The following is a 25,408-nucleotide window of genomic DNA, read 5'->3' as shown; positions in this document are numbered from 1 at the left end:
TTACATGGCTATTGCGTCTGTATCAGGCAGCGATCAGCCGTTGCTTGAGCTCCGGAAAGCGAATTACCGCCGTAATCCATATAAGCGCTTCAACGATCGCCGCCATGAAAAAAGGCTGCTGGTGCAGGATGTGGGTCACGATTGCGCCGCCCATATAGGAAGCCAGCAACAACGTTCCGAGTACCCCCGTCCGCGGGATGATAAATAGAATGAGTGATACCGTTTCAATAATACCGATGGTGAAGAAGGTGGCGGCATCGATTCCGACAGCGGCTGCCTCGGTGATGGTTGCCTCGTCTGGCGCTATTTTACGGAATGCGCTGAAAAGAAGAAGCGCTCCCAGCAGAATGGTGAGTACCCAGCCGGTAATACGAAGGACCTTTGGTGACATAATGTGGTTCTTTTTTGAATACAGAAGCAAAACTAGGTTCAAACGATATACTTTTGTTATCTGTTACAAAAAGGATACCGATTACAAAAAGGATACCATGCATACCACAGACAATTGCAAGAAAGCGCGACTGGCCATCCAGGATACTCTGGATGTCGTCGGCGGAAAATGGAAGCTCGTATTATTGACCGTCCTGATGGATGAAAAACGCCGTTTCCGCGAGCTGAGCCGCGTCGCAGGCATCACACCCCGTATTTTATCGAAAGAACTGCAGGAGCTGGAGCAGCACGGCCTGATCAGCCGGACGGTCCTGGATACCCGCCCCATTACGGTCGAATACGCCGTAACGCCCTATTGCGAGACGCTGAAGGAAGTACTCGACGCCATGCATAAGTGGGGTACCGTACACCGGGATCGGGTGATGCACGGACAATAGCCGTATCCTAAATCAGGTTTTTCAGGTAGCGTACCTGACCGGCGTGATACCCCTCGTGATAGAGGAGGTAGCTCAGGGCGTCGTCGATATGCGTCACAGGGAAACCGTATACGTTCAGAATACCAGCGGAAGGAGAATAGGAGAGAAATTTGCCCTGTGTGTAATCGTCGGCCAGTTGGTCCAAAGTAGCGGCCGCCAGCCGTTTTAATTCAGAAATATCTGCCGCAGATGTTACCGTTTCCGGCCGCGTTCCGGTCAGGAACGGCAGGTAGAATGCCTCCGGAATGAGAACGGGAAGCCCCGCGCGAGCGTAGCATAACATCTGCTGCGCGGCAATGACGTGTCCCAGTTGCCAGGCAATGTTGTTCGGACAGCCGAAAGGGATGCGGTTCAGCTCTTCTTCGGTGAGATCAGCTATCTCGGCAAGCAGATGCCGGCGAAAACCCTGTATCTGACGGATAGTTGTTACCATTCCCGGAATCAGTTAAAAATGGATCGCCTACGGCCGATCTCAATACGAAAACGTCAGTTTTGCCCGCAGGATCTTACCCCGCAGGCTGTCTTTGGCAGAGGCTTCCACAACGCCCGCCGAAATGCCGGGAGCCAGAGAAACAATAGGGCTGGGCTTCTGCGCGAGAAGATCATTCCAGGTATACTTCCGCCCGCTCATGCAGCTTCGGATAGACAGAATCTGATCGGGACGGTCTTCGAAGGAAATATAGACACGTGCTTCACGCGAGGTATCGGAAGACGTTACGCAGGAATCCGGCCGGTCGTCCGACACGTTCTTCAAAATAATCCGGTGCCCGCTACCGGCCAGCGAAATATACTTGATGGAATCACCCTCCTTCAGTTCGACCGTCAGCAGTTGCTTCCCCATGTCTACCGTGGGGTACTTTTCACACCCAACGACGAAGAAAAATCCGGCGAGAAGAATAACAGGAAGAAAAAAGCGGGTACGCATCGGGTTGGAAGAAGATTTGTAAGGCTGAATAAAAGACAAAAGTAAGTGCAATTCCGGAGATCAGGCCTGAAACAATACCATCTGGCCGTTTTCGGTGGGTTGCTGCATACTTCGGGGCAGGCGCAATTGCGAAGCGGTATACCCTTTGCTGTCCCATTCAAGCAGACGGGTAAAGAGAATAGCGGTCGCTTCGGCGTCACCTGCCGCCCGGTGCCGGTTATTCAGCGTGATATTCAGGTCGTTGCAGAGCTTTCCGAGGCTATAGGATTTGTGGCCGGGTTTGATCTTCCGGCTCAGCTTAACCGTGCAAAGCCGGGGTGCAGAAAACTCGATTCCGGCCAGTGAAAGGTGATATTTCAGAAAAGAGTAGTCAAACCCAACATTATGCGCGACGAAAATATTCCCCTCCAGGTACCGGTGAATCTCCGCGGCAACGTCGGCGAATGTCGGGCTGTCCCGGACCATTTCGTCGTTAATACCCGTCAGCCCCTGAATAAACGGAGGAATCGGCCGCTCGGGGTTGACCAGGGTTTCGTACCGGTCGACAATCTCCAGTCCGTTATGCAGGCGGATCGCTACTTCGGTGATGCCGCTGTCGGTCACGATTCCACCCGTCGTTTCAATATCGACGATCGCATACAGCCTTCGGTGCCGGGGTCCTTCCTGATTCATTTCCATGCAAACATTCCTTCCGGACAAAGATAAGACGCGAAGCGGAAGGCTTCATCCGCGCCGGATGACATTTCATCCGTTTTTTCCATACGCCCGCAACATTTCGCTGGAAGGATCGGTTCTCATTCCGTTACTTGTGCGAAAAAACATGGAACAGGCGACTGTCATGAAAGCCGTTCCCTGTAATACACGGAATTTGTACTATTTCCATCGGAGAGGAAACGTCTCCCCTCTGATTCCTGTTACCCAGAAAACCCCTGAAGGACGATGGCAACGATCGAAAAAATCAGACAGGCTTACCAGGAATACGTACTGGAGCATGGACAGCAACCGGCCTCTGTATTCGCTTTTGCGAAGAAGCTGAAAATCACGGAGAGCGACTTTTACGGCTTCTATAATTCCTTCGAACAGATTGAACGCGATATCTGGACCAGTTTCTTCGATGAAACCAGAAAGCGCCTGGAGGCCGAAGAGGTTTTCGGGACCTACTCGGTCCGGGAGAAACTGCTGGCGTTCTATTTTACGTGGATCGAAGTACTGACAGCCAACCGCAGCTTCGTCCTGCGCAGTGTGAAAGAATTCCGGCAGCAGCGGTCGCTCCGCACGCCGGTAGCGCTGGAGGGTTTCAAAGGACAGTTTCAAAAGTTTGTCCGCGACCTGCTGGAAGAAGGACGGGAAAGCCAGGAGGTAAAATCCCGGCGTTTTCTGGATACCCGCTATCCCGATGCTTTCTGGATTCAGACCCTCTGGTTACTTGATTTCTGGACAAAGGATACCTCCGCCCGTTTCGAAAAAACCGATTCTGCTATCGAAAAGGCCGTCAACGCGGCGTTTGACCTGATCGGTGTTTCCGCCCTCGATTCGGTTCTGGATCTGGCGAAGTTTGTCTACCAGAATCATTAATTCCGTAAAGCCGTGAAATAAGTATGAAATCGCAACAGTCCATCCCCACCTCCAAAGTGGCCCGGGCGACCCAGTTCGTCAAAACCGGCGTCAAAATCGGAGGCAATTACCTGAAACACAACGTCAAGAAGCTGGTCAATCCCGACCTCAGCCGGGATGAATTACACGAAGACAACGCCTCCGACATCTACGAATCGCTGAGCCAGCTGAAAGGCTCTGCGCTGAAAGTCGCCCAGATGCTGTCGATGGACCGCAATCTGCTTCCCAAACAATATTCCCAGCGTTTTCAGTTATCCCAATATTCGGCTCCTCCGTTGTCTGCTCCGCTGGTCGTGAAGACTTTTCAGCAGTATTTCGGGAAATCTCCGCAGGTACTTTTTGATTCTTTCGCGATGGAAGCGGAAGCGGCGGCGTCGATCGGACAGGTACACCGGGCGTTGTCGGGCGACCGCCGTCTGGCTGTCAAGGTACAATATCCCGGTGTGGCCGACAGCATCAGCTCTGACCTGAAAATGGTAAAACCCATGGCCCGCACGCTGTTCGGGCTCAATGAAAAGGATGTGGACCGGTATACGGCGGAAGTAGAGCTCCGCCTTCTCGAAGAAACCGACTACGAACTGGAGCTTCGGAGAGGCCAGGAAATCACGGAAGCCTGCGCGCATATCGACGGCCTCGTTTTTCCGAAATATTACCCGGAATTCTCTTCCCGTCGGGTACTGACTATGGACTGGCTCGACGGCCTCCACCTGGCTGAGTTTCTGGCGACTAACCCGGATCAGGCCACGCGTGACCGTATCGGCCAGACACTCTGGGATTTTTATGATTTCCAGATCAACACCCTGCGCCAGGTACACGCGGATCCGCACCCCGGAAACTTCCTGTTTCAGGCCGACGGCCGGGTTGGCGTCATTGATTTCGGCTGCATCAAAGTCATCCCCGAACACTATTACACCAACTATTTCGCGCTTATCAACCCGGACACGATAGCCAACCGGCCGAAAACCGAACAGCATTTCAAAAACCTGGAATTCCTTCTTCCGACCGATTCACCGGAAGAAACGGAGCTTTTCTATGCGCTGTTTGTGCAGATGGTTCACCTGCTCGGACGTCCTTTTGCGGAGGAAACCTTTGATTTCGCTGATGATTCGTACTTCGCCGAGGTATATGCCTTTGCGGAAAAACTGCAGCAGGTGGAGGAAATCCGGCATTCAAAAGTAGCTCGGGGCAGCCAGCACGGTCTCTACGTCAACCGGACGTATTTCGGCCTGTATTCCATGCTCAACGAATTACGGGCCCGCGTTGTGACGCACCGGCCGGACTGGCTCCGCAGCGGGTACGCTACTTTGTGAATGCCAGGGGAATAACCACTTTCACGGTATCCCACATCAGGGAAAGATCGGCGCCCGTTTCTGTTTCCTCGAACCGGAAAGTCAGCGCTTCATAGACCTGCGTATTGGTTTCCACCGGCACGTCAACGCGCAGGTAGTCTTTCTCCGGCTGATAATGGAAGGCTCCCCACTGACCCAGTTCGGTATTGAGGATAATCGTCCAGGTTTTCTCATTCGGAATGGTAAATACGGCATAGGTTCCCTGGCGGACGGGTTTTCCGGCGAAGCGGACGTCGCGCGTCAGCGTGAGTTCCGTCGCTTCGTTGGCGCCGGTCCGCCAGATTTTTCCATAGGGTTCCAGGTTACCGAAAATAACACGCCCCTTTTTGAGCGGCTGCCCGTAGGTGAGCTTCAGGTAGCAGTTGTCGGTTTTGTAGAAAGCAAGTGCAACAGGGCTCGGCCGGAACTGGGCTCTGACGGTATCGCGGGCGGTTGCGACGGAGTCGGTTTGAGCCAGTGCTTGCAGGGAAATCAGACAGAATAAAGCGGAACAGATGCGTAACTTCATGATTCGGGACTATACATTTGGCAAAAATAACGTTTTCCGGAGTTTGCAAAGGCAGATTTCTGTCAGGCAGAATCTGCTCCTCCGGATCTCGTAACGCCGAGCACCGCTTCCTTATGACGAAAACCCGTCCCCATTTTGACGACATTTTTATGGACCTGGCCTCCAGCCTGGCAGAACGTTCCCACTGCATCAAGGCCCAGGTAGGGGCCGTTCTGACGCGTGATACCCGTATTATTTCGATTGGTTACAACGGCCCGCCGGCCGGAACGCACAATTGCGACGAAGAATTTCCGGAGGCCGGATGCCCGAGGGATTCGAAGGGAAGCTGCTCCCTGGCCTTGCATGCCGAGCAGAATGCGATTCTGTATGCCGCCAAAATCGGCGCGAGTGTGGAGGGCGCTACGCTGTATGTGACGCTGTCGCCCTGTATTGCCTGTGCCCGGATTATTTTCTCGATGGGAATCAAACGGGTCATCTACCGCGATTCCTATGCGCGCTACAAGGGTATCGGGGTAGACGAAGGCGTAGAATTTTTGAGGAAATTCGGCGTTCTGGTTGAAGAATATACACACAAAACAGCCTGAAACGAAAGGGGAGCGATTATTCGCTCCCCCTTTCGTTTGGATCAGTGGTGGTGAACGCCGCCTTCACCGTGTACGTGGCCGTGGCTCAGTTCAGTCGGTGTTGCTTCGCGTACGCTCAGGACTTCGCCGGTAAAATGCAGCTGCATCTCGGCGAGCGGGTGATTGAAATCCATCCAGACAGACTGGTCCGTGACGCTGATGATACGGCCATTGAGCTGGTAGCCTTCGTCGTTCGTCATCGGCAATACGTTGCCAACCTGTACCATTTCGGAATCTACTTTGCCGTCTACCTTGAAAACGTCGAGCGGAAGATCCACAACAGCTTCCGGATCGCGTTTTCCGTAGCCTTCTTCGGGAGAGATGGTGAAATCAAAGGTGGCGCCGGGTTCGAGGCCTTCCAGTTGCTGTTCAAAACGCTCCGGATAGCCACTCATGCCCTGTATATAGCCCATGGGTTCTTCTTTGCCTACCGATTCGACCAGCAGGAAATCCTCTTCTTCAGGTCCTTTGATGGCCAGTTCGTAGGCGAGAATCACCACTTTGTTTTTTGTGATTTTCATGTTCAGTTCATTTTTTGCAAACGTACCAGTATTGGTTTGCTTATTTGACAGTTGTCCCGCAAAAGATTTGGGAGACGTGAACCGGGAGTCTTAAATAATCATTCTAAGGAGAAAAAGCAGACAAAACGTCACCTGACGCAGTGCAAACTAACCGGATATCGCATGAATTTCCTGGCACATATTGCTCTTTCCGGCAGCCATCCGGACATCCGTGTCGGAAATGTCCTGGGCGAGTTTGTCAAAGGCAGGCTCGATAAATATAGCGCCGAGGAGATTATTCCGGCAATGATGACAGGCGTACGCCTCCACCGCCGTATCGATGATTTTACGGACCGGCATCCGGTGGTCCGCCGCAGCAAACGCCGGCTGGTGGATGAGTATGGCCTGCTTTCGGGCGTACTCATCGATATGTTTTACGATCATATCCTGGCGAAGGAGTGGGGGAATTTGTTCCCCGGCGAGCCGCTGCCCGTTTTCGCACAGACCTTTTACCGGGAGTTGCTGGCCCGCCAGGGTAGTCTTCCGGAGGTGATGCAGCCGTTGATCCGGTCGATGACATCGCGCGATTGGCTTACCAACTACGCGACGCTCAGCGGCATTGAATGGTCGCTGAAGGGAATTGGCCACCGTTTTCCGCCCGCTGCCGGGATTGAGCGCAGTATTCAGGACCTTTCTGCCGGATACGACGACTTTGCAGCGGATTTTCGTGAATTTTGGCCCGAGCTTTCGGCACATTGTCATGCCTTTCTGGTGGCGGAAGGCGCCACTTTCTGATTAATAGCCTCATTATAGAATGCCGCAAACGTTTGAATCCGTTTGGAAAGACCTGAAAAAGGGCCCGATGGGGCCGCTTTACCTGCTTGCCGGTGATGAACCGTTTTACATTGACCAGCTGACTGATTTTTTTGAGGAAAACGCGTTGCCGCCCGGCGCGCGGGATTTTAACCAGTTTGTGCTGTATGGAAAAGATGTGACAATCGGTACGCTGCTGAGCCATGCGAAGCGCTTTCCGATGCTGTCAGACCGGCAATTAGTGCTTGTCAAGGAAGCCCAGGACATACAGGGCCTCGACGCGAAGGACAACAGCCGTTTTCTCGAAGACTACATCCTCAACCCGTTGCCTTCTACAACGCTGGTACTAAGTTTTAAGACATCTGTAGACGAACGAAAGTCCTGGGTCAAAGCTTTCGACAAGAAGGGAATCTACGTCTCCTCGAAAAAGATGTACGATAGTCGGCTGCCGGATTGGATCGCTGGTTATTGCCACGACAAAGGAGTCAAAATTAGTCCAAAGGCGTTGCAGATGGTAACCGAGTTTATTGGTAACGATCTGAAGCGTATTTCGAACGAGCTGGAGAAGATTATTCTCAATTTGAAAGCGGATGAGTCGATTCAGGCGGAAACAGTTGAACGCTATGTTGGAATCAGCCGTGAATTCAATAATTTTGAATTGCAAAAGGCGATTATTCAGCGGGATATTGTGCGTTCCAATCTTATTGTGAACCACTTTTCAAAGAACCCGAAGGACAATCCGATACAACCTACGCTGATTATCCTTTATAACTTTTTTAGCAAGCTTTTGCTGGTCCATGCAGCGTCCGACAAGAGCGAGCGGGCACTGGCTTCGAGCCTTGGCGTGAACCCGTATTTCGTGAAAGACTACCTGCTGGCTTCCCGAAACTACCCGCTCGACAAGGCCGCTCAGGTAATCGGGCTCCTTCGCCAGGCCGACGCTGCCTCCAAAGGGGTAGATGTGGGGTCTGTCAGTGAAGAAACCATACTTAAAGACTTGGTTTTTAAAATATTACATTGATTTTGCTCAAAAATTAAACGGGAGTGTTTTCCCGGGGTTTCAGCCTGACAGTTTCGCCGTTTCATTGCGCGACATCCTGTCAGGCTGTTTTTTTTGTCCATTGTCTTTGATTTTTATTTGTAATTATTTGAATATTTAATTATATTATTTTAATCCAATGATCGAGGCGACTTATTCGACCAACGGAGACCCTAAAGACCCGTAGGGGAATGAACAATGGAGATGAAAAATCGGATGGAAGATGTCTGACGAGACCTTTAGCAAGAAGCTTTTTCGAGAGAAACAGAGGAAAATAAAGTATATAGACAACCATGAATAAATGCTATCCTGTTTGTGAATAGATAGTTGGAAATAAGGAACAGTTTACGATTGTAAATAGCTGTAAACTGTGTGCATTTCAGGAAAGGATAAGAGCCTGTGCATGAATTGGAGGCGTATCCGGATAGAAGGGAACAGACCGACGCGATATAGCGCATTTATGGCCCTGTTACTCATGATACATGATGCAAAAAAGAGAATATGAACGCCGAGATAGTGACCGGATTACCGGTCATTTCTGCTTATCAAATAGCAGCCTGCAGTAGAAGAAAAAGGATAGGTACTATGGAATGCAGGAACGAGGTAATCGGGGATTCAGGATTCAGACAGGAGTTTACGGAACAATGCTTTTCCATGCCCGGACCGGGTATTTTATCGGCTTCAGGAGGATGCTGGAAGATTTGGGCAATGGGATAATCAGAGTCGGAAACGAATTACTTTTCGGATTCAGGTTTTTCGTCTCAGAAATTACCTACCTTATGCGCTTGGAGCATCCGTCTTGGTTGCGTAGACGACAGCTGGAAGCCTGAAAACAGGCCGGAAGATAATAAAAAAGCCGCTCCCTGAGGAGCGGCTGCCTGTAGCGGGGACGAGAATCGAACTCGTGACCTCCGGGTTATGAATCCGACGCTCTAACCATCTGAGCTACCCCGCCGTTGAATTTTCGTGGTGCAAAAGTATGCGTATTTCGGCCGAAATCCATACCTTGTGGAAAAAAAAAATAAGATTTTTAAATACTGTGCTTGTCGACTTTCGATACAGTATTGATAATGAGTAAATTGAACATGGAGGCGTCTCTGACGAATAATTATGACCAAGTATAAATTCAGTGCCGAATTTGAACTGAAGGCTTCCCCAAAGATGCTTTTTCCCTATATCAGTACGGCCAGCGGCCTTCAGCAGTGGTTCGCCAGTAAGGTAGTGGTAGGTTCCAATCAGTCTATGATTTTCGAATGGGATGGGGAAAATCACACGGCACGAGTAGTATCCGTTCGTCAGAATAAGAGTGTAAAGTATGACTTTGTCCCCGGTGGGGAAGACGATGATCACAATTACCTGGAGTTCCGGCTGGATCAGAGCGACCTGACCAACTCGACGTTCCTGAAAGTGACCGATTATTCGAATAACGACAACGAAGACGACCTGAAGGCGTTGTGGGACGGGTTGATCGATAGTTTGCGCGAGGTAGTAGGGGGTTAAAACTTGTTAACCGGTCGGGTAGATGCCGCAAACGGGCGTATACTTGAAGCGGATTGTCATGAGAAAGTTAGATAAATTAGTTCTCGGAGCGTTTTGGGGGCCTTTTGTGGTCACCTTCGCCGTCACCGAGTTTATATTTCTTACCCGGTTTATTCTGCTCTATTTCGATGAAATCGCGGGCAGGGACGTGGGGCTGGACGTATACGGGCGCCTGTTCTTTTACTTCAGCCTCATGGTCGTTCCGGTGTCAATGCCGTTGGCCGTGTTGCTGTCTTCCCTGATGTGTTTCGGAAACCTGGGGGAGTTTTCAGAGCTGACAGCGGTGAAGAGTGCCGGTATTTCGATTTCGCGGGTCATCCGGCCGGTAGCCATCGTTATTTTCTTCATTACCGGCTTTATTCTCTGGTTCAACAACACGATTCAACCCTGGGCTAACCTCAAGGGTTACAGCATGTTGTGGGATATCAAGACGACTAAGGCGACGCTGGCTTTCAAGGAGGGTATCTTTAATGACGACTTGCCAAACTTTTCGATCAAAGTGTCGAAGAAGTATGCGGATGGTTCGTTGAAGAATGTCATCATTTATAATCATTCCGGAAACAACGGAAACCGGGCGGTGACAATCGCCGATTCGGCCCGTACCTATATGATTCTGGATGGCAAGTACCTGGTATTTGAGCTGTTTAACGGCGCGGATTACGTAGAAGATGTAGATAAAACATCTCCGAACCTGAATACCACCGACTTCGCCAAAAACGCGTTCCGGCATAAGAAAGAGTACATCAACATGCGGGCTTTCAAGATGAACCCGACGGACGAGGAGCAGTTCAAGAATCACGCCATCATGAAATCACTTGGTGAGCTGCGCAAGGACGGGGATTCGCTCAAGGCCAATTATGACCTGGCGATGAAGGGTATGTTGCAGATGGCACCGCAGTATTATTCCTATCACCTGCAGCCGCAGTCGGAGGTAGCTAAAAAAATGTCCCGCAAGTGGGTGGATTCCCTGGTGACAGCCCGGGAAAAGGCCTTTTACGGAACGAAGAATGTTCGTCCGGATCAATTAACAAACGCTCTCAATTCAGCCAAGTCCCGCTTTACGGCAATTGAAACGGATGAATTGCTGATGTATGACCGCCGGAAAAATATTTATAAAAACGACCTGGAGTGGAATCACAAGTTTACCTCAGCCATTTCCTGTCTGGTGATGTTCCTGATCGGTGCGCCGCTGGGGTCCATTATCAAAAAGGGGGGATTTGGCCTGCCGGTATTGGTGGCGATTATCTTTTTCATTCTGATGTATGTGCTGACCATTCAGGGAGATAAGTACGCGAAAGAGGGTACCATGTGGGTGCCGCTGGGCGCGTGGATGTCGAATCTTGTATTGTTCGGGTTTGGGGTTTATTTCATGATCAAAGCCCTGAATGACTCCCGGCTTTTCGAAGCTGACGTATATCGGATTGCCTTTAACCGTTGGAAAGAAAAGTTCGAAGCCTGGCGGGAAACGGCTCCGGTAATCGGTAAAAAAAGGGAACTGTCCTAGGTATAATCGATTATTTTTTCGTACATTTGCAGTCCAAACAAATAATTTCGCTGCATCTCATGTATCTGACTGCCGACAAAAAGAAAGAAATCTTTCAAGCGCAGGGGCATGCCAAGTCAGCAACCGACACAGGTTCGGCTGAATCGCAAATTGCTCTTTTTACGTTCCGGATTAGTGCTCTGACGGAGCACCTGAAACAACACAAGAAGGACCACGCTACGCGTGCAGGTCTTCTGAAGCTGGTAGGGAAACGTCGTGCTCTTCTCGATTACCTTCATAAAAAGGATATCACCCGTTACCGGGCGATTCTTGCGGAACTGAATCTCCGGAAATAATCCGGCGGTTTTACGGTCAGGGAATTCACAGGTTGAATTCCCTGACCTGTTTTGTTTTGTCTAGAAAATTTTTCCCGGGCAAAGTGATTACTTCTTAGCGTTTTTTTACTCTATTACATACGGAACGAGGTTGTTTCATTCGTCGCACGAAAGGGGCTACCCCAAAAACTAACCTCTTGAAAGCGGTTCCTCCACAGGTCGAGTTACACAGCGGTCCCTCACCTGGCCGGAGAGCGGTCTAAAGCGGTCAATACGAACACTATGAACGTTGTAACCAAAAAAGTGAGCCTGCCGGATGGTCGTATCATCACCATCGAAACCGGCAAGCTGGCCAAGCAGGCCGATGGCTCTGTCGTCGTCCGCATGGGCGATACGATGCTCCTCGCCACGGCAGTGGCTTCTGCTGATGCCCGTCCGGGTATCGATTTTCTCCCTCTTTCGGTTGATTACCAGGAAAAATTCGCTTCTGCCGGTAAGATTCCGGGAAGCTTTCAACGCCGGGAAGGCCGTCTTTCCGACTATGAAATCCTGATCAGCCGTCTTGTAGACCGGGCATTGCGTCCCACCTTCCCGGATGATTTTCACGCTGACGTGCAAATCAACGTAATGATGATCTCGGCAGATCCGGAAGTACAGCCGGACGCGCTGGCAGGCCTCGCCGCCTCCGCTGCCCTGATGGTCTCCGACATTCCGTTTAACGGTCCGATCTCCGAAGTACGCGTCGCCAAAATCGACGGCCTGTACCTGATCAACCCGCCGACCTCCATGCTCGACCGGGCAGAACTCGACCTCATCGTTGCCGGTAACAGCACCGACATCCTGATGGTAGAAGGCGAAAGCAACGAAGTATCGGAAGACGATATGCTGACGGCTCTCAAGACAGCTCACGACGCGATCAAGATCCAGTGTGCTGCGCAGAAAGAACTGGAAGCCGAAGTCGGTAAAACCGAAAAACGGACTTACAACCACGAAACACACGACGAAGAGCTGAAGAAATTTCTTTACGACAACTACTACGGCAAAATGTACGCAGTAGCTGCCTCTGGAAACGCCAACAAGAGCATCCGGAAAGAAGGTTTCAAAGCCGTTCGCGAAGAATACCTTGCCACGCTGCCTGAAGAGCACGAAATTGACCTGTCGCTCGTAGGCAAGTATTTCCACGACATCGAAAAAGACGCTGCCCGTAACCTCGTTCTCGACGAGCGGAAGCGCCTCGACGGCCGGGCACTCGACGAAGTACGTCCCATCTGGTCGGAAGTTGATTACCTGCCGCGCGCCCACGGTTCAGCCGTATTTACGCGGGGAGAGACCCAGTCCATTACAACGGTTACCCTCGGTACCAAGCTGGATGAGCAGATTGTCGATCAGGCATTGGTATCCGGTTATAATAAGTTCCTGCTGCACTACAACTTCCCTGGATTCTCTACGGGTGAAGTGAAGCCGAACCGCGGCCCCGGACGCCGGGAAGTGGGTCACGGTAACCTGGCCATGCGGGCGATCAAGAAAGTAATGCCTCCCGAAGCGGATAATCCGTATACGATCCGGGTGGTTTCAGATATTCTGGAATCCAACGGTTCGTCTTCCATGGCGACTGTCTGCGCCGGTACGCTGGCACTGATGGATGCCGGGGTGAAAATCAAGGCGCCGGTATCCGGAATCGCCATGGGGCTGATTTCCGATCCGAAGACTGGCAAGTATGCGGTTCTGTCGGATATCCTGGGCGATGAAGATCACCTGGGTGACATGGACTTCAAGGTCACCGGTACCGAAAACGGTATTACGGCCTGCCAGATGGACATCAAGATCGATGGGCTGTCATACGAGGTTGTTGCAGAGGCCCTGTTGCAGGCGAAGAAAGGTCGTCTTCATATTCTCGGTGAAATGAAGAAGACGCTCGCCGAAGTTCGTCCTGACTTTAAACCTCATGCCCCGCGCGCCGTCATTATTGAGATTCCGCAGGAATTCATCGGTGCGGTGATCGGACCTGGCGGAAAGGTTGTGCAGGAAATCCAGAAGACGACTGGTACAACGATTGCCATTGAAGAAAAAGATAACAAGGGATACGTCAGCATTTTCGCCACCAACAAAGACGCCATGGACGCAGCCGTGGCGCGTGTGAAGGGCATCGTGACGGTTCCGGAAGTAGGCGAAGTATACACCGGAAAAGTGAAGACCATCACGGACTTCGGTGCATTCGTCGAATTTCTCCCGGGCCGCGACGGACTGTTGCATATCTCTGAAATCTCCTGGGACCGCCTGCCGGCTATGAAGGGTGTGCTCGAGGTGGGAGAGGAAGTGAAGGTAAAACTGATCGAAGTGGATCAAAAAACCGGAAAATTCCGTTTATCCCGTAGAGTGCTCCTCCCGAAACCGGAAGGATACCAGGAACGCCCGGAACGTCCGGAAAGAGGGGATCGCCCCGAACGCAGCGACCGTCCCGACCGCTCTGAAAACCGACGTTCCCGTAACTAAGTCACCGGAACGGGTCCCATTCGTTTTGACAGACATGTTACTTAATCATCAGCAACCCGTTAGCAAATTCTGATGCCAGATGAGACAGCTAAAAATTTCAAAGCAAATCACCAACCGGGAAAGCCAATCTCTCGATAAATACCTTCAGGAGATCGGAAAAGTGGATTTGCTCACCCCGGACGAGGAGGTAGAACTGGCACGTAGAATTCGTGAAGGCGATCAACTGGCTCTGGAACGACTGACGAAGGCAAACCTTCGTTTCGTAGTGTCCGTTGCCAAGCAATACCAGAACCAGGGCCTTTCCCTCGGCGATCTGATCAACGAAGGAAACCTTGGCCTGATCAAGGCAGCACAGCGTTTCGACGAAACGCGCGGTTTCAAGTTCATTTCCTATGCCGTTTGGTGGATTCGCCAATCGATTCTGCAGGCACTTGCCGAGCAGTCCCGTATTGTCCGTCTTCCATTGAACCGGGTAGGTTCTCTGAACAAGATTTCGAAGACTTTCTCCGAGCTCGAGCAGAAATTTGAACGCGAGCCTTCTCCGGAAGAGCTGGCAGAAGTACTGGAAATCTCTGCCGGGGAAGTCGTTGATACCCTGAAAATTTCAGGTCGCCACGTTTCCATGGATGCGCCGTTCGTACAGGGAGAAGAAAACTCTCTCCTCGACGTTCTCGAAAACGACGGTGAAGACAAGCCAGATTCCGGCCTGGTGAACGAATCCCTCCGTAAGGAAGTACAGCGGGCGCTGTCGACTCTCACACAACGTGAGGCCGATGTCATTACCCTGTATTTCGGGCTCGATGGCAACCATGCCATGACGCTGGAAGAAATCGGAGAGAAGTTTAACCTGACTCGTGAACGCGTACGTCAGATCAAGGAAAAAGCGATTCGCCGCCTGCGCCATACGTCCCGGAGCAAAGCGCTCAAGACGTACCTGGGCTAGGTTTTCCCGCTGGGTGGGTAATTGAGAAAAGAGAGATCGTCGGAAGGCGGTCTCTCTTTTTTGCTTTTGGCAGTAGGCTATATGCGGGTATGCGGACCTAAACTTTGATATAGAGGGAAGTAAATAAAAGACCCCGAAGGGGTCCAACATCAATAGCCTCAGGCGATAGCCTGAGGCATTTACGTGTAGAAGAGGCCCCCGGGCTCCAGCCCTCCAGCCCGGGGCCAACCAACGTTCGACCCCCTCGGGGTCCCGGGAAAGGGCGCCTTTCAGCATAAGAAACCCCTCCCAAAACTCATTCCTGCTGCCTACCTTTGCCACCATGATTTTACAGCCCCTTCTTGACCTCGTGGCACTCTGTGCTGAACGGGGAATCCGGCACGTGGTGATTTCTCCCGGCTCACGCTCCGCTGCGCTGACACTGGCTTTTGCCCGACACTCTTCCATTCAAACCAAAGTGATACCGGATGAACGTTCAGCTGGATATGTGGCGTTGGGTATGGCTCAGCAACTACAGGAACCTGTCGCTGTTGTATGTACCTCAGGCACAGCGGCTTCCAACCTGGTTCCGGCTGTGACGGAAGCGTTTTTCCTCGGAATACCATTGTTGGTATTAACCGCCGACCGGCCGCCGGAGTGGATCGGGCAGCAGGACGGACAAATGATCTACCAGCGGGATGTCTTTGGAAAACACGTCAAAAAGGCGTTTGAATTACCGGCGGATTACACGCATCCTGACGCGCTGTGGAGCATCGAACGTCAGGTCAACGAAGCAATTAACCTGGCCGGGACTGCGGTGCCCGGGCCTGTTCATATCAACGTACCCATACGCGAGCCCTTCTACCCGACAGAAACGGAAGTATACCGTTTCGGCCGACCGCGGCAAATGATCCGGGTAGGGGCGGAGCCGGTGCTGACGCCGGAAACCTGGGCGGAAATCGCTGAGACACTCGAGCGGCACGCGGGCCGTATCCTCATCGCCGCGGGGCAGCTTCAAGGCTATTCCAGTGAGTTGACAGGTATTCTCGAACAGCTACGGGCCGAGTTTGGTATCCCCATCGTCGGGGATATTATCTCCAACATTCATCAGACGGGGACATTTGTGTCCCACCAGGACTATTTTCTGCCGCTTGCCGGCGACGAGCTGCAGCCCGACCTGCTCATCACTTTCGGGGATTCATTCATCTCGAAGAATATCAAACTCTATTTCCGGAAACATAAGCCGTTTCTGCATTGGCATCTGTCGCTCCGGCCGGAGCTGATCGATCCTTTCCAGACACTGACGCATCAGTTCCCCGTCCAACCGGAGTACTTCTTCCGGAACATGCTGGAGACGCTCGATATGCGGGCCTACAAGGATGGCGACGAAGAACCGGACTCGGACCTTCTGGCCCGGTGGGAAGCCGCAGATATGCAGGCGCGGAAGACTATTTTTCAGGCTGTATCGGCATTTGACTCCTTTGGAGAACTTGCTGCCGTTGCAGAAGTACTTGACACGCTGCCCGAACCCGCTCAACTTCACCTCGCCAATAGTCTATCCGTGCGCTATGCCAATTTCCTGGGGTTGCGCGGGCGACAGGTAACCGTGCTTTCCAACAGAGGAACCAGTGGTATCGATGGTTGTCTGAGTACCGCCGTCGGCGCCGCGCTGGTTTCGGACGAGCCGGTATACCTCCTCATTGGAGACGTGGCCTTTTTCTACGACCGGAATGCTCTGTGGCATCCGCAGCTGCCGGCGAACCTTCGGATTGTTTTGCTGAACAATTCCGGAGGAAGTATTTTCCGCATGATCGACGGCCCGGCCCGACAGCCGGAACTCGGGCAGTACTTCGAAACCCGTCATCATACTTCCGCCGAACGGGTATGTGCAGATGCCGGCATCGATTACTTTCCGGCTGGCGACGAAGCAGCGCTCCGGAAAGGCCTGTCTGAACTGAAAAAAGAGGGAGATAAACCTAAGTTGCTGGAAATCAGTACAGACCCCGAGCGCAATCAAAAATACTTCGCCGAATTTAAAGCAGCAGGAAAACGGAGCTAATGCTTCTTGTAACATCCTGATACCGTAATAGATACGGAAACAGTTAGAAGCAAATTGCTGAAAAAACAACCGCCTGAGATTTGCGTAAACTATTCGTGCCTGATATTCGGTAAGGAATAGGTAATTCTCAGGCGGTTGCTACCGGCAGTTTTTCACGGCCTCCGCTGATTTCTTTTCGTGAAGTGTAACGCCCCGCCGGAAGGAAGTACATGCCTGATCGGACCGGCCGGCAGCCTTGTAGGCAGAGCCCAGGTAAAAGTAGAGATCGTCGACCGAAGGGTCCATCTTCTCAGCTTTAAGCAGTTGGGCGAGCGCTTCGGCGTGCTGCTGTTTCTTCAGGTAGTATATTCCCAGATTCCGGTACGCCCAGGTGTTCTGATCATCGAGGCGGATGGAACGGTCCAGTTCCGGTTTGGCATCGTCAGGGCGATTGAGCTCGAGCAAGGCAAAAGCGCGGTTGTTTACCGCGTACGCCAGGAGCTTTCCTTCCGTGATTTTCACTGCTTTATCTGCAATTTTCAACCCTTCCTGCGCATCTCCGAGCTGCGTCGTCACCATGGACAGGTTATTGACTGTACTTGGTTCGTCGGGTCGGTACTTCAATGCTTGCCGGAAATCGGCAGCCGCTTTGTCGTATTCTTTCCGGAGAACATAAATCCATCCACGGAAGGCATAGATGGAATAGTCTGAAGGGCGGACCTTCACCGCACGGTCGAAGGACTGGAACGCCTGCTCTTCCTGTCCGCTCATGTACTGGGCGTTTCCGAGCAACGCCCAGGATGCCGATGAATCGGGTATAAGCTTAACAGCCTCTTCCAGGTCCTGACGCGCTTTGGCGAAATCTCCCGTCAGGGTAAAGTAATTACCCCTCGCCTGGTAGGTATTCCCGACTTTGTTATTGATTTTCAGCGAGTTATTCAAATCCTCGATGGCCTGGTCCATTTCGCCGCGCTGCGTATGTGCAACGCCCCGGTTGGTCAACGCCTCCGGAAATTCAGGTTTCTTTTTAAGGGCTTCGTCGTAGAAGCGGATCGCTTCCGGGTAATTGGTCTTGAGCAGTTGCTCATTGCCCCGGATGAAGAACTGATACGCTTCCTGCCCTTTCTGGTCTCCGCAGGAAATCAAAAAGATCGAAAGAAATAGCAGGAGAAATAAGATATTCGCACCAGTTGTGGCAACAAAACCGAGGTATTTGAAAGAAAATGCCTTCATGAGACAATGAAAGTAATCGGAGAAATTTCGCATCCGTCGTGTAAAATTACACTGTACGCCTGGAACAGCCGGTATATCGTGAAAATCGAAGCCGGCCAATTGGAACAAACTTACAAAATCAATGAGTACGACATCTCCAGCGAGGAAGACCTCAGGGAAGTCGTGACGGGTCCTTTTCTGGACAAAGTCCTGGCACGGTTCGAAGCCATGGCCAGAGACTGGGAGGAAGCCCTCGAGGAAGTCGAAGACTGATGTATGACATCAACGGCGTCTGTCAGGCGCCGTTTTTTTATGCCCAGACCCATTTTCGGAACACAGTTTCCTGTGCCGGTGTGATTGTATCGGCGCGGACGATCCGCCAGCGCACCATCGGCGAAGGTATCAGCTCCACTTCCGCCACAAGGACACGGCCCGCCCGCCGGATTTCCAGACGAAGCCGCTCGCCGGGCTCCCGCGTCTCAAGGTGTCGGGGAATATCGGAAATACCCGTGTCGTCAATCGCCGTGATTTCGTCAAACGCATTCAGTCCTGCCTGCCAGGCGGGCGAATCCCGGAGTACCGCTGAAATGACCGGCTTTCCGGGTGCAAAGACGGCGCCGAGAAAACCCCCGTCGCCGGGATCGGTAATGAGACGACAGCCGGCGTAATTCAAATAGTGCTGAAAGTCAAGCGATTCTGTGCCATAGATAGCGGATTCGAAAAATGTTTTCAATGATTTTCCGGCCACTTGCTCAACTGTAGCTTGAAGCTCTTCCTCCGAAAATCCGCGGTTTAACCGGAGATAATATTCATCATACAACAGGCGCAAAACATCATCGAGTGATTTTTCACCGGCTGTTTCATGGATAATTTTCAGATTCAATAGTGTCGAAACTGCTGCACCTTTGACATAGTAAGATACCTGACTATTAACGGAATTTTCCGTTTGCCGGTAGTACTTAATCCACGCGTCAAAACTGGCATCGGCGAGGGATTGAACCTGAGCGCCGGGCGTATTCTGCACATAATTAAAATCCGTGGCGACGTCTTCCAGGTATTTTTCAACCGAACTGATTTTAGCTCTCCGGAGAATGTGATTATCAAACAAACTGGTGAATCCTTCCGCTACCCAAAGCTGGCGGGTATAGTTCTCCTCTTCGTAGTTAAACGGGCCGAGTTCTACCGGCCGGATACGTTTGACATTCCACAAATGAAAATACTCATGCGCAACCAGACCCAGAAAGTGGCCATAAGCTGCCTCATTCGCGTAGGTATTGCGGTGGGTATGCAGCGTGGTAGACGAAAGGTGCTCCAGACCGCCGCTTCCGTTTTGGGCCGTATGATGGACAATGAACAGGTACTCCCGGCAGGGATGCGGCCGGTTTACGACTGTCGCCGCGGCCTCACAAATCCGGATATAGTCAGATAAAAGCTTTGACTCTGAGATGGTTGCATATTCACCTACCATCGCGACGCGGTGCGGAATCCCACAGGCCTCGAAAGTCCATTCGGTGTGATTCCCGATTTCAATAGGGGAGTCTGCCAGGATATCGTAGTTCGCAGCGAGGTAGGTATGCATTTTGATCGCCGGCAAGGCGACGGAAACGGTATTCCAACCCTCATACGGGCGGATGGTCAGGGTAGCGGGCTCGTTCCGAAACTCTTCTGCATAGGCAAAAGTGGCCGCTCCGTTGGCGTAACCGTGTTCGCTGTCGAGAAAATTGGTGCGGACGGTCAGCTCGTTGGCATACAACTGATAGGTCACCCGGAGTTGCCCGGCGGTTCCCACCGGAATGCGCCAGGCGTTTTTCCGTATTTTTTTGACTGAAACAGGCAGATCATCCACAAAAGCAGACAGGGAATCAATATGCCGGGCATATTCCCGGATCATATACGACCCGGGAATCCAGACGGGCATCCGCAGATCGAGGTAGCCCTGCGCCTGAATAGCAGGATGTTGGAGATCTGAAAACAGTATTTCCACCTGAAAATAATGGGTGGAAGGCTCAGGCATCGAAAGCGTATAGTGAACGGAAGGCAAATCGTACATGGAACGTTAAAACCGCGGAGAAAAAAGAAAAACGAAAACGACGAAGCGCCGAAACATACGGTTTTGTTTTTCTTTGCGTTAAGAGCGTGAAAATAAGCCATGACATCTGTGTCTCGCCAGTTCGGGTTTCACTTTTTTACTTCTTTTTAACCATCACCGATTAGTTTCGGGCATTTTATTTCCAGGTACCGCGGACGACGAATCCATAATGGCCTGTGTATTTTTGAATTTCGACCGGATGTTTCTAAACCACGATTTTCCTATGCGTGTTCGCCGCTTGTCCCTTTTGGGATCATGCCTGCTGTCTTTCTACTCGGCGGAGACTGTCTTCGCGCAGAATACTACCCAGTATACCTCTTCCGACGCGCTGTATCAGGCAGGCGTCGAGTTTATCGAGAAGAAAAATTACGCTTCAGCATCTCAGGAATTCAAGCGTTATCTCCAGACGAACAAGGGTTTACTGGCGGCAAATGATCTCAACGCCGTCAACGCGGAGTATTACATCGCCATGTCGGCGCTGTACCTGAACTACCCGGAAGCGGAAGTACTGGCCGAGCGTTTCGTCAAAAATCACGGAGAGCACCCGAAAGCGCGGCAATTGTATGGAGATCTCGGCGCATACTACTACAACGCCGGAGACTATGCCAAGGCCATTCCATACTTGCAGAAAGCCTATGGTCCCGACGCCTCCTTTAAGCTCGGCATGTCCCTTTACTACACCAACCGCTACGACGAAGCCCTGAAAGCCTTCGGTCAGGTACTTGGGAGCCAGTCGGAATATGTATCGGCGGCGAGCTACTACTCCGGCGTTATTCGTTTTAAGAATGAGGATTATGCGGGAGCGGTGGAAGATTTCCGGCGAATTGAAAATTCCCGCGAATTCGGAAACGAAGTACCCGGCTGGATTGCGCATTCCTACTACCGCCAGGGACAGTACGACAAATTGGTGGCCTATACCGAGCCGATTCTCCGGCAGGGACCGAAATCGGGCAAGAAACTGGATGAGCTGTCGCTGCTGACGGCCGACGTCTTTTTTCAGAAAGGCAACTACGCCAAGGCCGCTGAATACTACAAGTACCATACCAATCTGAAAGGCGGGCGCCTTCCGGCTGCCGCCGCTTACCGGTATGGCTATTCCCAATACCGCCTCAACGATTTCAATGGCGCTATCGCCAACCTGAAGCAACTCAGCTCCTCTAAAGATACGATCGGGCAGTATTCCTCTTACTACCTGGGAATTAGTTACCTGAATACGGATAACCTGTCGGCTGCAGCCGGCTCGCTTGATCAGGCACGCAAGCTGAACTATAACGCAGCGGTGAAAGAAGATGCCTCGTTCAACCATGCGAAGCTTCAGCTTGATATGGGGAACGGCGCCGGAGCAGTCAGCGAATTCGACGAATTCCTCAAAGCTTTCCCGAATAGCTCTTATGTGCCTGAAAGTAAGGAACTTAGAGGGGAAGGCCTGTTGCTGTCCAACAACTACGCGCAAATTCTGGATTACCTCGAAAAAGAGCGAAACCTGTCTCCGAAACAACGAAATCAGTACCAGCAAGCTGCTTACAACCTGGGTATTAACGCTTTCAATGCCGAGCAGTTTGACAAGGCGATTGGTGCGTTTGACAAAGCCACGAAGTATACCGACAACCGGGATATCGCCGCTGCCGCGAAGTTTTACAAGGCGGAAGCCTATTCCGCTCAGCATAAGTATGAGGAAGTTATCCCTCAGTATAATCAGCTGATTGCCAGTACGGAAAACTCCCGCCTGGTACCGGACTTCCGCATTCGCAGCCGCTATGGTCTGGGGTATGCTTATTACAACACCAAAGACTATGACAAGGCAGCCACGCAGTTGAAGGCTTATACCGACGCCGTACGGGGACTTCCCGCAACCGACCGGCGCAATTATGAAGATGCCATGATTCGCCTTGCCGATACCTACTTGGTAGCCAAGCGGTACGACGAAGCGAACAAGATCTACGATCAGGTAGTAGTAGCCGGCAAGAGCGATAAAGATAATGCGTTGTACAACAAAGGGTTATCGTTGCTTTATGCGGGTAAATACGCCGAAGCGAAAACGACCCTCAGCCAGATGCTGAACCAGTATCCGAACTCACCATATTCGGATGACGCGATGTTCCAGTTGGGGATGGTTGAACTGAATCAGCAGAATTACCCCATTGCGGTTCGTCAGTTTACCCGCGTGATTCAGGAGCGGCCGAATAGTCCGATTCTGCATGCGGCATTCCTGCAGCGCGCAATTGCCAATTCCAACCTGAAGAAGTACGACGAGGCAATTGCGGATTACAAAATTATCCTGACCAAATACGCCGGTTCGAAGAGCGCGGAATCTGCGTTGCTGGGGGTGCAGGACGCCTTGAATGCAGTAGGTCGCCCGGAAGACTTTGCCCAGATTCTGAAAGGGTATGAGCAGGGTAATCCGTCGGATGAATCCCTCGAAAAAATCAAGTACGAAGCAGCGAAGAACCTGTATTTCAGCGAGAAATATCCTCAGGCGGTTGAAGCGCTGCTCGAGTTTTTCCAACGCTATCCGGGAAGCGCCTACCTGCCTGAAGCAAACTACTACCTGGGCGACTCCTACTTCCGGACCGAGGACAAAATCAGCGCGCTCCGCTATTACAACAAGGTAATCAGTGAAAACAAGACCTCATTTGTAAACCGGGCGGCACAGCGCGTCGGCGAAATTGAGTTCCAGAATCAGAATTACCGGGGCGCAGTCCGTGGATACCAGGTATTGTACCGGGCCGCTGCGAATAACAAAGACAAGGTTGCTGCCCAATTAGGTCTGATGGATGCGTACCTCGCGCTGCCGAAGCCGGATTCCGCACTGATTTATGCGAAAGAGGTGATCAACGGGGATAATTCTGTCACCGGCGCCCGCAACCGCGCGCAGTTGACGGCCGGAAAGATTGCACTCGCAAAAGGAGACAACAAACGCGCCATCGAAGAATTCGAGAAAACGGCGAAACTGGGCAAGGATTCGTACGGAGCAGAAGCGATTTACAATGTGGCAGCGATTCTGTTCAAAGAGAAAAAGTGCAAGGAATCCAGAGACAAAATCATCAACGAACTCAAGGAACAGTTCAGCGATCAGAAATGGATCGATCAGGGCTTCCTCCTGCTTTCCGATGTGTATGTCTGCCTCAATGAGGGGTATCAGGCCAAGGCTCTCCTGAACACGATTATCGAGGGAGCTGAAGACAAGGCCGTAGTCGAAGAAGCAAAACGGAAACTGGCGCTTATTAAGTAGTCCCCGCACGAACCGAATCCGAAAACGTATTTAACTGTCTGACATCGAATGTTTTATCATAAAAAAGCTATCCTTCAGTCACTGCGCGTCATGGGGCTGGTGAGCCTGACGGTCTCCGCTTTCGCCCAGACGAAGGGAAAAGTTAATCAGGGAGAAGGGGAGATCCAGTCGGGGGAAATTGACATCGTCCGGGAGCGGAAAATCAACCTGACTACCCAGCACCGGAACATTGAGAAGATTCCTCAGTCACAGAACGCCCGTCCTGACAAGCAGCCGCTGCGGTACCAGTTCACGGATCAAAAACTGATTGTGGGCCCACCCAAATTTAACCCGGTAGCGACGGAACTGCCTAAGTCTCAGAACGAACAGGCGTTGTATAACTCCGAAGTGAAGGTAGGCGCCGGCAACTACGGCCGTTTTCTGGCGGAAGCCAATATCAATTCCCGCGCGGATCTGCCTTATGGCGTCAGTATCAAGCTGAAGCATAATTCGACGGCGAACGGGCCGGTTGACGGCAAAAATTCTGCTACCAGCCAACAATTGATCCAGCTGGGCGGCAAGTATGTCACCAATAATCTCAAGCTGGACGGAAACCTGGGGTACGACCGGAATCAGTTTTACTTCTACGGGTACAAACGGACTGCTGACGTCCCGACGCGGGAGAGCATCAAGCAGGTTCTGAATAACTTTACGGCGGGAGTCGGACTGGAAAACACCAAGAAGGACGCCCTTATCGACTATTCGATCAAAACGAAACTGCGGGCCCTGTCGAGCTTTACGGAAGCGAGCGAATACGACTGGGGTACGAACCTGAAGGCCACTTTCCCGGTAACGGAAAACTTCCTGGCGCACCTTGCCGGAGATGCTTACATTACGCAACGGGCTGATTCTCTGACGAATAACCGGAATCTGTTCCGGATTAAGCCGACGTTTCAGTACCGGACCGACCGCTTCAGTATCATTGGGGGAATCAACGTCGTACACGAGACGGACAACCTCAATACCCTCGCCAAGCCGACGCATGCCTATCCGGTAGTGACGATTGATTTCCAGCCGCTGGAGGATATTCACCTCTTTGCAGGGTATGAAGGGGATGTGCACCGGAATACCCTGGCCAGCCTGCTCGACGAGAATCAGTGGCTGGCTCCGAACGTCACCCTGCTGAATACCGAGAAAGTCCGTGATATCTACATCGGTACGAAGGGCGCGATCAAGGGAGGCTTTAACTATGAAGCGAAAGTGTCATTCGGCGGGTATCGGAACCTGTATTTCTTCAATAACGCCGTGAAAGACACAGCCCGTTTTGATGTTTTGTACGACAGACCGGCGGATAATGGCCTTTCAAACGTGATCAATGTTTCCGGTCAGATCAACTACCAGCACCAGGATTGGTGGCGGTCATTCCTTAAGTTCGATTTCTTCGGGTATGACCTGAAGCAACTTGACAAAGCCTGGCATCGTCCGACCGTGACGGCATCCTGGAATAATACCGTGACGTTCAAGCAGAAACTGATTATCAGCACGGATTTCTACGTGATCGGAGGGCTGAAGGGTCAGAACCCGGTGACCATGGCGGAGCGGAAACTGCCTACGATCATCGATCTGAACCTGAAGACGACGTACCTGGTTACCGATCGGATTTCCGGTTTTGTCGGTGTTAACAACATCATCGGAAAGAACTACGAACGCTACCAGAGCTACCGTCAGCAGGGCGTCAATTTCCTTGCCGGCCTCTCGTATCAGTTCTGAGAAATTTTTCGCCAGAAAAGAGCCGCTTCCGGAGGGAGCGGCTCTTTTTTTGTAACCGGCTGACAAACAGAAAATTACC

General features: G+C 51.7%; 23 protein-coding genes and 1 tRNA gene. 15 read left to right on the top strand and 9 right to left on the bottom strand.

What is annotated here, in order from left to right:
* Positions 1-22 precede the first annotated feature (22 nt).
* Positions 23-391 (bottom strand): DoxX family protein, encoded by a 369-nt coding sequence (locus BLR09_RS14970; RefSeq protein ID WP_093203801.1) that lies wholly within the window; start codon positions 389-391, stop codon positions 23-25.
* A gap of 97 nt (positions 392-488) precedes the next feature.
* Here BLR09_RS14970 and BLR09_RS14965 point away from each other — a divergent pair, with 97 nt between their 5' ends.
* Positions 489-827 (top strand): winged helix-turn-helix transcriptional regulator, encoded by a 339-nt coding sequence (locus BLR09_RS14965; RefSeq protein ID WP_093204263.1) that lies wholly within the window; start codon positions 489-491, stop codon positions 825-827.
* 7 nt (positions 828-834) lie between these two features.
* Here BLR09_RS14965 and BLR09_RS14960 read toward each other — a convergent pair whose 3' ends face one another.
* The 3 genes from BLR09_RS14960 to BLR09_RS14950 are packed head-to-tail and all read right to left on the bottom strand — an operon-like array spanning position 835 to position 2,463.
* Positions 835-1,299: a DinB family protein gene (locus tag BLR09_RS14960; RefSeq protein WP_093203798.1), complete on the bottom strand. Its 465-nt coding sequence runs from the start codon at positions 1,297-1,299 to the stop codon at positions 835-837.
* Between the two features lie 39 nt (positions 1,300-1,338).
* Complete coding sequence (locus BLR09_RS14955) at positions 1,339-1,791, bottom strand: hypothetical protein (protein ID WP_093203796.1); 453 nt, start codon at positions 1,789-1,791, stop codon at positions 1,339-1,341.
* A 60-nt stretch (positions 1,792-1,851) separates the two neighbouring features.
* Complete coding sequence (locus tag BLR09_RS14950) at positions 1,852-2,463, bottom strand: 3'-5' exonuclease (RefSeq protein WP_093204260.1); 612 nt, start codon at positions 2,461-2,463, stop codon at positions 1,852-1,854.
* Positions 2,464-2,730: 267 nt separating this feature from the next.
* Between BLR09_RS14950 and BLR09_RS14945 the strand changes: the two genes are divergently transcribed.
* A complete protein-coding gene (locus BLR09_RS14945; RefSeq protein ID WP_093203793.1) occupies positions 2,731-3,366 on the top strand; it encodes a TetR/AcrR family transcriptional regulator in 636 nt (211 codons plus the stop codon).
* A gap of 23 nt (positions 3,367-3,389) precedes the next feature.
* Complete coding sequence (locus tag BLR09_RS14940) at positions 3,390-4,715, top strand: ABC1 kinase family protein (RefSeq protein ID WP_093203791.1); 1,326 nt, start codon at positions 3,390-3,392, stop codon at positions 4,713-4,715.
* Here BLR09_RS14940 and BLR09_RS14935 read toward each other — a convergent pair.
* Positions 4,705-5,262 (bottom strand): DUF2911 domain-containing protein, encoded by a 558-nt coding sequence (locus BLR09_RS14935; RefSeq protein ID WP_093203788.1) that lies wholly within the window; start codon positions 5,260-5,262, stop codon positions 4,705-4,707. The genes BLR09_RS14940 and BLR09_RS14935 overlap by 11 nt on opposite strands.
* A 113-nt stretch (positions 5,263-5,375) precedes the next feature.
* On the opposite strand from BLR09_RS14935, the gene BLR09_RS14930 reads away from it, so the two are divergent.
* Positions 5,376-5,846 (top strand): deoxycytidylate deaminase, encoded by a 471-nt coding sequence (locus BLR09_RS14930; protein WP_093203786.1) that lies wholly within the window; start codon positions 5,376-5,378, stop codon positions 5,844-5,846.
* A 41-nt stretch (positions 5,847-5,887) separates the two neighbouring features.
* Here BLR09_RS14930 and BLR09_RS14925 read toward each other — a convergent pair whose 3' ends face one another.
* Positions 5,888-6,406, bottom strand: coding sequence for an FKBP-type peptidyl-prolyl cis-trans isomerase (locus tag BLR09_RS14925; protein ID WP_093203783.1), 519 nt, complete (start codon positions 6,404-6,406; stop codon positions 5,888-5,890).
* A 162-nt stretch (positions 6,407-6,568) separates the two neighbouring features.
* On the opposite strand from BLR09_RS14925, the gene BLR09_RS14920 reads away from it, so the two are divergent.
* Both BLR09_RS14920 and holA read left to right on the top strand, forming a co-directional pair.
* The gene (locus tag BLR09_RS14920) at positions 6,569-7,180 is read left to right on the top strand and encodes an acyl carrier protein phosphodiesterase (protein WP_093203781.1); all 612 of its coding nucleotides are present in this window, start codon (positions 6,569-6,571) and stop codon (positions 7,178-7,180) included.
* Positions 7,181-7,199: 19 nt separating this feature from the next.
* Entirely contained in the window at positions 7,200-8,219 is a 1,020-nt protein-coding gene (holA, locus tag BLR09_RS14915; protein WP_093203778.1) for a DNA polymerase III subunit delta, read from the top strand.
* An 899-nt stretch (positions 8,220-9,118) separates the two neighbouring features.
* Here the strand turns inward: holA and BLR09_RS14905 are convergent.
* Positions 9,119-9,192 (bottom strand) — tRNA-Met (locus BLR09_RS14905).
* Between the two features lie 155 nt (positions 9,193-9,347).
* Here BLR09_RS14905 and BLR09_RS14900 point away from each other — a divergent pair.
* The 6 genes from BLR09_RS14900 to menD all read left to right on the top strand — a co-directional run bounded on the left by BLR09_RS14900 (position 9,348) and on the right by menD (position 17,068).
* On the top strand, positions 9,348-9,737 hold the full coding sequence (locus BLR09_RS14900) for an START-like domain-containing protein (RefSeq protein ID WP_093203774.1): 390 nt from the start codon (positions 9,348-9,350) through the stop codon (positions 9,735-9,737).
* Between the two features lie 58 nt (positions 9,738-9,795).
* Entirely contained in the window at positions 9,796-11,280 is a 1,485-nt protein-coding gene (locus BLR09_RS14895) for an LptF/LptG family permease (protein ID WP_093204258.1), read from the top strand.
* A 59-nt stretch (positions 11,281-11,339) separates the two neighbouring features.
* Complete coding sequence (rpsO, locus tag BLR09_RS14890; RefSeq protein ID WP_093203772.1) at positions 11,340-11,615, top strand: 30S ribosomal protein S15; 276 nt, start codon at positions 11,340-11,342, stop codon at positions 11,613-11,615.
* A gap of 261 nt (positions 11,616-11,876) precedes the next feature.
* Complete coding sequence (gene pnp / locus BLR09_RS14885) at positions 11,877-14,087, top strand: polyribonucleotide nucleotidyltransferase (protein ID WP_093203769.1); 2,211 nt, start codon at positions 11,877-11,879, stop codon at positions 14,085-14,087.
* A gap of 79 nt (positions 14,088-14,166) precedes the next feature.
* Positions 14,167-15,030: a sigma-70 family RNA polymerase sigma factor gene (locus BLR09_RS14880; RefSeq protein WP_093203767.1), complete on the top strand. Its 864-nt coding sequence runs from the start codon at positions 14,167-14,169 to the stop codon at positions 15,028-15,030.
* 322 nt (positions 15,031-15,352) lie between these two features.
* Entirely contained in the window at positions 15,353-17,068 is a 1,716-nt protein-coding gene (menD, locus tag BLR09_RS14875; protein ID WP_093203764.1) for a 2-succinyl-5-enolpyruvyl-6-hydroxy-3-cyclohexene-1-carboxylic-acid synthase, read from the top strand.
* Between the two features lie 138 nt (positions 17,069-17,206).
* Here menD and BLR09_RS14870 read toward each other — a convergent pair whose 3' ends face one another.
* Positions 17,207-18,280 (bottom strand): tetratricopeptide repeat protein, encoded by a 1,074-nt coding sequence (locus tag BLR09_RS14870; RefSeq protein WP_176785562.1) that lies wholly within the window; start codon positions 18,278-18,280, stop codon positions 17,207-17,209.
* A gap of 6 nt (positions 18,281-18,286) precedes the next feature.
* On the opposite strand from BLR09_RS14870, the gene BLR09_RS14865 reads away from it, so the two are divergent.
* Positions 18,287-18,532 (top strand): hypothetical protein, encoded by a 246-nt coding sequence (locus BLR09_RS14865; protein WP_093203759.1) that lies wholly within the window; start codon positions 18,287-18,289, stop codon positions 18,530-18,532.
* 37 nt (positions 18,533-18,569) lie between these two features.
* Here the strand turns inward: BLR09_RS14865 and BLR09_RS14860 are convergent, their stop codons facing one another.
* Positions 18,570-20,309 carry a M61 family metallopeptidase gene (locus tag BLR09_RS14860; RefSeq protein WP_093203757.1) on the bottom strand — a complete coding sequence of 580 codons (1,740 nt, stop codon included), beginning with the start codon at positions 20,307-20,309 and terminating at the stop codon, positions 18,570-18,572.
* Between the two features lie 262 nt (positions 20,310-20,571).
* Here BLR09_RS14860 and BLR09_RS14855 point away from each other — a divergent pair, with 262 nt between their 5' ends.
* Both BLR09_RS14855 and BLR09_RS14850 read left to right on the top strand, forming a co-directional pair.
* Entirely contained in the window at positions 20,572-23,580 is a 3,009-nt protein-coding gene (locus BLR09_RS14855; RefSeq protein WP_176785561.1) for a tetratricopeptide repeat protein, read from the top strand.
* A gap of 48 nt (positions 23,581-23,628) precedes the next feature.
* Positions 23,629-25,329 carry a TonB-dependent receptor gene (locus BLR09_RS14850; protein WP_093203751.1) on the top strand — a complete coding sequence of 567 codons (1,701 nt, stop codon included), beginning with the start codon at positions 23,629-23,631 and terminating at the stop codon, positions 25,327-25,329.
* The last annotated feature ends 79 nt before the right edge of the window (positions 25,330-25,408 follow it).

The sequence above is a fragment of the Siphonobacter aquaeclarae genome (assembly GCF_900103285.1).
GTDB classification, from domain to species: Bacteria; Bacteroidota; Bacteroidia; order Cytophagales; family Spirosomataceae; genus Siphonobacter; species Siphonobacter aquaeclarae.
This window is presented reverse-complemented; position numbering and strand designations above follow the sequence as displayed.

Coding starts and splice junctions, on each gene's coding strand:
- BLR09_RS14970 (WP_093203801.1), bottom strand. CDS start 391: ATGTCACCAAAGGTCCTTCGTATTACCGGCTGGGTACTCACCATTCTG.
- BLR09_RS14965 (WP_093204263.1), top strand. CDS start 489: ATGCATACCACAGACAATTGCAAGAAAGCGCGACTGGCCATCCAGGAT.
- BLR09_RS14960 (WP_093203798.1), bottom strand. CDS start 1,299: ATGGTAACAACTATCCGTCAGATACAGGGTTTTCGCCGGCATCTGCTT.
- BLR09_RS14955 (WP_093203796.1), bottom strand. CDS start 1,791: ATGCGTACCCGCTTTTTTCTTCCTGTTATTCTTCTCGCCGGATTTTTC.
- BLR09_RS14950 (WP_093204260.1), bottom strand. CDS start 2,463: ATGAATCAGGAAGGACCCCGGCACCGAAGGCTGTATGCGATCGTCGAT.
- BLR09_RS14945 (WP_093203793.1), top strand. CDS start 2,731: ATGGCAACGATCGAAAAAATCAGACAGGCTTACCAGGAATACGTACTG.
- BLR09_RS14940 (WP_093203791.1), top strand. CDS start 3,390: ATGAAATCGCAACAGTCCATCCCCACCTCCAAAGTGGCCCGGGCGACC.
- BLR09_RS14935 (WP_093203788.1), bottom strand. CDS start 5,262: ATGAAGTTACGCATCTGTTCCGCTTTATTCTGTCTGATTTCCCTGCAA.
- BLR09_RS14930 (WP_093203786.1), top strand. CDS start 5,376: ATGACGAAAACCCGTCCCCATTTTGACGACATTTTTATGGACCTGGCC.
- BLR09_RS14925 (WP_093203783.1), bottom strand. CDS start 6,406: ATGAAAATCACAAAAAACAAAGTGGTGATTCTCGCCTACGAACTGGCC.
- BLR09_RS14920 (WP_093203781.1), top strand. CDS start 6,569: ATGAATTTCCTGGCACATATTGCTCTTTCCGGCAGCCATCCGGACATC.
- holA (WP_093203778.1), top strand. CDS start 7,200: ATGCCGCAAACGTTTGAATCCGTTTGGAAAGACCTGAAAAAGGGCCCG.
- BLR09_RS14900 (WP_093203774.1), top strand. CDS start 9,348: ATGACCAAGTATAAATTCAGTGCCGAATTTGAACTGAAGGCTTCCCCA.
- BLR09_RS14895 (WP_093204258.1), top strand. CDS start 9,796: ATGAGAAAGTTAGATAAATTAGTTCTCGGAGCGTTTTGGGGGCCTTTT.
- rpsO (WP_093203772.1), top strand. CDS start 11,340: ATGTATCTGACTGCCGACAAAAAGAAAGAAATCTTTCAAGCGCAGGGG.
- pnp (WP_093203769.1), top strand. CDS start 11,877: ATGAACGTTGTAACCAAAAAAGTGAGCCTGCCGGATGGTCGTATCATC.
- BLR09_RS14880 (WP_093203767.1), top strand. CDS start 14,167: ATGAGACAGCTAAAAATTTCAAAGCAAATCACCAACCGGGAAAGCCAA.
- menD (WP_093203764.1), top strand. CDS start 15,353: ATGATTTTACAGCCCCTTCTTGACCTCGTGGCACTCTGTGCTGAACGG.
- BLR09_RS14870 (WP_176785562.1), bottom strand. CDS start 18,280: ATGAAGGCATTTTCTTTCAAATACCTCGGTTTTGTTGCCACAACTGGT.
- BLR09_RS14865 (WP_093203759.1), top strand. CDS start 18,287: ATGAAAGTAATCGGAGAAATTTCGCATCCGTCGTGTAAAATTACACTG.
- BLR09_RS14860 (WP_093203757.1), bottom strand. CDS start 20,309: ATGTACGATTTGCCTTCCGTTCACTATACGCTTTCGATGCCTGAGCCT.
- BLR09_RS14855 (WP_176785561.1), top strand. CDS start 20,572: ATGCGTGTTCGCCGCTTGTCCCTTTTGGGATCATGCCTGCTGTCTTTC.
- BLR09_RS14850 (WP_093203751.1), top strand. CDS start 23,629: ATGTTTTATCATAAAAAAGCTATCCTTCAGTCACTGCGCGTCATGGGG.